The 6,423-nt window shown below is 75.7% G+C and carries 7 protein-coding genes; 4 read left to right on the top strand and 3 right to left on the bottom strand.

Annotated elements, in window-relative coordinates:
• From EDM22_RS19750 to EDM22_RS19135, 4 genes are all read left to right on the top strand, one after another.
• On the top strand, positions 1 to 438 hold a 438-nt coding region (locus EDM22_RS19750; protein WP_212592001.1), incomplete at its 5' end, for a hypothetical protein.
• Between the two features lie 48 nt (positions 439 to 486).
• Entirely contained in the window at positions 487 to 1,380 is an 894-nt protein-coding gene (locus EDM22_RS19145; protein WP_122938686.1) for an arginase family protein, read from the top strand.
• A gap of 92 nt (positions 1,381 to 1,472) precedes the next feature.
• The gene (locus tag EDM22_RS19140) at positions 1,473 to 2,957 is read left to right on the top strand and encodes a dihydrolipoyl dehydrogenase family protein (protein WP_122938685.1); all 1,485 of its coding nucleotides are present in this window, start codon (positions 1,473 to 1,475) and stop codon (positions 2,955 to 2,957) included.
• Entirely contained in the window at positions 2,954 to 3,388 is a 435-nt protein-coding gene (locus EDM22_RS19135; RefSeq protein ID WP_122938684.1) for a Fe-S oxidoreductase, read from the top strand. Before EDM22_RS19140 ends, EDM22_RS19135 begins: the two co-directional genes overlap by 4 nt.
• Positions 3,389 to 3,392: 4 nt before the next feature.
• Here EDM22_RS19135 and EDM22_RS19130 read toward each other — a convergent pair whose 3' ends face one another.
• The 3 genes from EDM22_RS19130 to EDM22_RS19120 form a co-directional block, all read right to left on the bottom strand.
• Entirely contained in the window at positions 3,393 to 4,424 is a 1,032-nt protein-coding gene (locus tag EDM22_RS19130) for an iron-siderophore ABC transporter substrate-binding protein (RefSeq protein WP_170964212.1), read from the bottom strand.
• A 114-nt stretch (positions 4,425 to 4,538) separates the two neighbouring features.
• Positions 4,539 to 5,417 carry an ABC transporter ATP-binding protein gene (locus EDM22_RS19125; RefSeq protein WP_122938683.1) on the bottom strand — a complete coding sequence of 293 codons (879 nt, stop codon included), beginning with the start codon at positions 5,415 to 5,417 and terminating at the stop codon, positions 4,539 to 4,541.
• On the bottom strand, positions 5,414 to 6,423 hold a 1,010-nt coding region (locus tag EDM22_RS19120), incomplete at its 5' end, for a FecCD family ABC transporter permease (protein WP_212592000.1). The genes EDM22_RS19120 and EDM22_RS19125, both read right to left, overlap by 4 nt.

Raw genomic sequence — 6,423 nt, 5'->3', positions numbered from 1 at the left:
GCGGGAGCGGGTGCCGGGGCCGGCGCCGGCATGGGCGCGGCCGCGCCGCCGCCCCGGTCGGCCGGCGGCCCGCGCACCGTGGAGTACCCGGTGGCGGATGTCGCGGCATCCGCTCGGCCGCTCGGCCCGTTCAGCTGGTGGCTGTTCGGCGCGTGGACCCTGCTGCTCGTCGTCGGTGCGCTCCTGTCGTTCTCCGCGGGGCCGCTCTGGGCGCCGATCGACCTCTGGGCGCGCATCGTGCTGCTCGTGGTGTTCGCGCTCGCCACGGCGCTCACCGCCCGCCGCTGGGTCTGGCGGGCCACGCTCGCGCTCATCGCCGTGAGCGCCGCCGCGACCGTGGCGCAGACGACCGTCGGCGGGTTGCTCGGCCTCGGCTTCATGATCGTCGCGAGCTTCGGTCTCGCGGTGCAGGCACGGCTGGTGCGGTTCCCCGACTGAGCGCGGCCGATGTGGCGTGCCGGCCCGTGCGCACCACATACTGGGACCATGCCCGCCACGTTCGTCGTCGTCCCACAATGGCAGGGCTCCGTCTCTGCGCGCGCCATGAGCCACGCCGACGGCGCCGCCGCGATCCAGGGCGACCTGCCCGCGTCGGCCACGGTCGTCGTCGAGGTGCCGGTCGAGGCGGGCGAGGCGCTCGACACGGGCGTGCACCGGTACAGCACGCTGCTGCGGGTGCGGGAGCTCACCGCACGGGCGCTCTCCGAGGTCGGCGGCACGCCCATCATGATCGGCGGCGACTGCGGCGCGGCGCTCGCGGCGGTCGAGTTCGCCGTCGCCCGCGGCACCGCGACCGGCGACGACGCGAGCAGCGACCCGGCCGACCGGGGCGACCTCGCCGTGCTGTGGCTCGACGCGCACCCCGACCTGAACACCCCCGAGACGAGCCCGTCTGGTGCCTTCAACGGCATGGTGCTGCGCGCGATCGCGGGCGAGGGCGCCGAGGGGCTCGCGCTGGGCCCCGACACCAGGGTGCCTCCGTCGAGGCTCGTGCTCGGCGGCATCCGGGCGATCGACGACGGGGAGCGGGAGTTCATCGACGAGCATGCGGTGTCCGTGCTCACCGTCGAGGACCTGAGCGACCCGACGGTCGTCATCGCCGCCCTCGAGGAGACGGGGGCGTCGCGCGTCTTCGTCCACGTCGACCTCGACGTGCTCGACCCCTCGTCGCTCGCCGGCCTCTCGTACCCGATGCCGTTCGGCGTGGGTCCCACCGAGCTCGTGGCGCTGCTCAAGGCCGTCGTCGCGCGGTTCCCCCTCGCTGGCGCCTCGATCGCGGGCTTCTCCCCCGCGTCGCCGGATGTCGCGATCGACGACCTGCCCACGATCCTGCGCGTCGTCGGCGCCCTCGCCTCGGCCGCTGCGCCCGCATCCCGCTGAACCGCGGCGAACGGATGCCGCAGCGCCCGCGCGCTGCCTAGGCTGGGACATGGTCGCCCGGCGCACGGCGGGGCCGCCCGGGAGGAGCCGGCATGCAGCGGGAGTTCGACGTGGTGGTGCTCGGCGCAGGGCCCGTCGGTGAGAACGTCGCCGACCGGGCCCGCGCCGCGGGGCTGGAGGTGGCGGTCGTGGAGCACGAGCTCGTCGGCGGCGAGTGCTCCTACTGGGCGTGCGTGCCCTCGAAGACCCTGCTGCGCAGCGCGACCGCCCTCCGTGCGGCCCGGCGCGTCCCCGGCGCCGCGGAGGCCGTGACGGGCGACCTCGACGTCGCTGCCGTGCTCGCCCGGCGCGACTACTGGGTGTCGGACTGGGACGACCACGGCGCGGTCGACTGGCTCGACAGCGTCGGCGTCGAGCTCGTGCGCGGCCACGGACGCCTCGACGGCGAGCGCCGGGTCGTCGTGAGCCCGCCCGAGGGCGACGACGTCGTGCTCGTCGCGCGACACGCGGTCGCGGTGTGCACGGGGTCCGACCCGATCATCCCCGACATCGACGGGCTCGGCGGCGCGCGCCCGTGGACGAGCCGCGACGCGACGAGCGCGCAGTCGATCCCGGCGCGCCTGGCGATCATCGGCGGGGGCGTCGTCGCCGCCGAGATGGCCGCGGCCTACGCGGGCTTCGGCAGCGAGGTCACGGTGCTCGCGCGCAGCACGATGCTGCGCGGCATGGAGCCCTTCGCGGGCGAGGCCGTCACGGCGGGCCTCCGCGGCCTCGGCGCGACCGTGCGCCTCGGCGTGACGCCCGAGCGCGTCGCGCGCGACGCCGACGACGCCGTGGTGATCACCCTCCCGGGCGGCGAGACGGTCGTCGCCGACGAGGTGCTCGTCGCCACCGGCCGCGGGCCACGCAGCACGGGCATCGGGCTCGAGACGGTGGGCCTCGAGCCCGGCGCGTGGATCGAGGTCGACGACACGCTCGCGGTCGCCGGGGCGTCCGTGACCGCCGGCCCGGACGGCGCCGACGGGGCCGACCCGAACGCCGCGGTGCCGTGGCTCTACGCCGTCGGCGACGTGAACCATCGCGCGCTGTTCACCCACCAGGGCAAGTACCAGGGGCGGGCCGCCGGCGACGTGATCGCCGCCCGCGCGCTCGGACGCCCCGTCGACGACGCGCCGTTCGGCGTCCACGTCGCCACGGCCGACCACCTGGCGGTGCCGAGCATCGTGTTCGGCGATCCGGAGGTCGCGACCGTCGGGCACACCGCGGCGACGGCCGAGCAGGCGGGCGTCGCGGTGCGCCTCGCCGAGGTGGAGTTCTCGAGCGTGAGCGGCGCCGGCATCCTCGCCGACGGCTACGCCGGGCGGGCGCGCCTCGTGATCGACGACGAGCGCGCGGTGGTCGTGGGCGCGACCTTCGTGGGGCAGGACACGGCGGAGCTCGCGCACGCGGCCACGATCGCGATCGTCGGCGAGGTGCCCGTCGACCGGCTCTGGCACGCCGTCCCCGCGTTCCCGACGATGAGCGAGGTCTGGCTGCGCCTGCTCGAGTCGCTCGGCCGCCCCGAGGCCCGCCCGTGAGCGCTCGCGAACGGGGCGCGGTGCTCCGCATCCGCCTCACCGACTCCCCCGTCAGCCGGGTCGGCTACTGGTACGCCACGCTCGTCGGCTTCGCGTGGGGCTTCCTCTGGAGCCGGGGCCGCATCGAGCTGCGCCGGGGTCTCGTGGTCTTCACGGGCATGCCGAAGTGGACCTTCGGCCGCGGGGGCTCGTGCGTGGGCGCGTGCTACCTGACCGATCGCAACGACGGCGACGTCGTGCTCGGGCACGAGGCCGTGCACAAGGCGCAGTGGCAGAAGTACGGCATGCTCTTCCCGCTGCTCTACTGGCTCTCGGGACGCAACCCGCTGAAGAACCGGTTCGAGATCGAGGCCGGGCTCGAGGCGGGCGGCTACGTGCGCCGACGGCCCGGGCGCGTTGCGCACCCGGGCCGCGACGCGGCATCCGCCTGACCGATCAGCCCGCGGCCGGCTCGGCGGCCGCGGACAGCGACGACACGAGGTCGTCGAGGCCGTAGGTGAGGGAGAGCGCCGTGGGCGGCGAGACCGCGGCGATGAGCTCGGTGCCCACGACCTGTGCGACCTGACCGCGCGCGACGGCCGGGATGACGCCGATCGGCGCCGACGTGAGGAACGCATCGGCCTCCGCCTGCGTGTCGTGGTAGCTCAGCACGAGGTCGCTGTCGAGCCGGTCGAGCTGCTCGTAGCTCAGCGTGTAGTAGAACGGCGAGTCGCCGTTGGCGAGCTCGGTGACCGACGGCGCGGTCTCGAGGCCGAGGCCCGAGAGGAACTCCACGCGCGAGTCCTCGGCCGTGTAGACGTAGAAGGTGCCGGCGACGTCCCAGACGGCCGCGACGGTCTTGCCGGCGAGCTCCGGGTGGGCGTCCGCGCGGGCGGCGAGCTCGGCGTCGAGGTCGTCGAGCACGCCCTGGGCCTCGTCGGCGAGGCCGAGTGCCGTGCCCACGGTCGTGACGACCTCGCGCCACGGGGTGGTCCACGCGGCATCCGGGTAGGCGACGGTCGGCGCGATCTCGCTGAGCAGCTCGTACTGCTCCTCGGTGATGCCCGAGTACGGGGCGAGGATCACGTCGGGGGCGGCCTCGATGAGCTCCTCGTACGGCGGCGCCTCGCCGTCGTCGGTGAGGATCGTGGGCGTGTCGGCGCCGAGGGCCTCGAGCTCGTCGGCCACCCAGGGCAGCACGCCGTCGGCGTTCGCGCCGTAGCTCTGCTGGGCGATCGCGACGGGCACGACGCCGAGCGCGAGGGCGGCCTCGGTGCTCCCCCAGCCCCAGGTGGCGACCCGCTCGGGCGCCTCGGCGATCTCGGTCTCGCCGAAGGCGTGCTCGATCGTCACCGGGAAGGCGTCGGATGCCGCAGCGGCGCCACTCCCGCCGGTGTCGGCGTCGGTCGTGGCGCCGGCGCAGCCGGCGAGGGTGAGGGCCATGGCAGCGGCGGCGGCGATGACGGCGAACGTGCGTCGGGGGTGCATCGACTCCCTTTCGGTCGGGGACGGGTCGGTGCCGAAGTCGGCTCTAGTTAGCTTAGCCTCACCTTACTCCGTGCGACGAACCGTGACGCGGCGGCATCCGCTCGGTGCTCGTCGTCACCGCTCGCCGCGGTGGTACCGCCCGATCGGCACGACGAGGGGCGACCCCGCCACCGGGTCGGTCGTCACGAGGCACTCGAGGCCGAACGCGGCCTCGACGGTCTCGGCGGTCATCACCCGGGCGGGCTCCCCCGCCGCGCGGATGCGGCCGCCGTCGACCACGACGAGGTGGTCGGCGTACCGGGCGGCCAGGTTGAGCTCGTGCAGCACCATCACGACCGTCGTGCCGAGCTCGCGGTTCGACTCCGTGAGCAGGTCGAGCAGCTCGAGCTGGTGGCTCGCGTCGAGGAAGCTCGTGGGCTCGTCGAGCAGCACGATGTCGGCGCGTTGCGCGAGCACCATCGCGATCCAGACGCGCTGCCGCTGGCCGCCCGAGAGCTCGGAGACGGCGCGCCCCGCGAGGTCGGCGGTGCCGGTCGCCGCGAGGGCCTCCGCGACGATCCGGTCGTCGTCGCTCGACCGGCCGCCGAACCAGCCGCGGTGCGGATGCCGCCCACGGGAGACGAGTTCCGAGACGACCACGCCGTCGGGCGCGACGGGCTGCTGCGGCAGCACCGCGACGCGGCGCGCGAACTCGCGCGCACCGTAGGAGCGCACGTCGCGCCCGTCGAGCGTCACCCGGCCCGAGGCGGGCGTCATGAGCCGGGCGAGCCCGCGCAGCAGCGTGGACTTGCCGCTCGCATTCGGCCCGACGATGGCCGTGATGCGGCCGTCGGGCAGTTCGAGGTCGAGGCCGTCGATCACCGTGCGTCCGTCGTACGCGAGCGTGAGCGACTCGGCGCGGAGCGAGTGCGGCGCGGCGGGTGCGGCGGGCAGCCCGGAGGTGGGCGCCCCGGGCTCGTCCGCGGCGGGCTGGTGCGGTGCGGGACGGGTCATCCGTCGATCCCCTTCCGGTCGCCCCGGGCGATGAGCCAGAGGAGGTACGGCGCCCCGATGAGGCCCGTGACGATGCCCACCGGCACGGCGACGCCGGCCAGGGCGTGCTGGGCCACGAGGTCGGCGACGAGCACGATCGCGGCGCCGACGAGGGCGGATGCCGCGAGCGCGGCGCTCCCGCGGCCGACGAGCGCCCGGGCGACCGGCGCGGCGACGAGCGCGACGAATGCCACGGGCCCGGCGATCGCCGTGGCGACCGCGACGAGCCCGACGCCCACGAGGATGGCCGCGCCCCGCGCGCGTGTGACGCGGAGGCCGAGTCCGCGGGCGGTGTCGTCGTCGAGCGCGAGCAGCGGCATCCGCGGGGCCAGCAGTGCCGTGCACAACCCGAGCACGGCGAGCGCGGCCGCGGCGACGCCGAGCTCGGGCCACGGCACGTTCGCGATTCCGCCGACCATCCACACGAGCGCCGCAGACGCCTCGCGGAGCTCGGCGCGCGTGATGAGCCAGCCGAGGAGTCCCGACACGACCGATGCCATGCCGATGCCGACGAGCACGAAGCGGATGCCGGTGAGCCCGCTGCGCCACGCGAGGCCCCAGACGAGCGCGGCGACGGCGAGGGCGCCACCGAAGGCCGCGAGCGACACCACCGGCCCGGAGAGGCCGCCGAGCAGGATCGCCGCGACCGCGGCGAGGCTCGCCCCGCCGGTGACGCCGAGCAGGTCGGGGCTCGCGAGCGGATTGCGCAGGGTCGACTGGAAGAGCGCCCCGCCGAGGCCGAGGCCGACGCCGGCGACGAGCGCCGCGACGATGCGCGGCAGGCGGAGGCGGTAGAGCACGAGGTTCGTCGTCGCGTCGCCCTGCCCCGTGAGGCCCGCGACGACGTCGGCGAGCGTGAGGCCCGCGGCGCCGAGCAGCAGGCCGGCCGTGGCCGCGGCGAACGCGACGAGCCCGGCGCCGGCCACGACGGCGAGCGTGCGCCGGTGGGCGGTCGAGCGGGCGCGGG

The organism is Agromyces tardus, from assembly GCF_003710805.1.
GTDB lineage: Bacteria > Actinomycetota > Actinomycetes > Actinomycetales > Microbacteriaceae > Agromyces > Agromyces tardus.
This window is presented reverse-complemented; position numbering and strand designations above follow the sequence as displayed.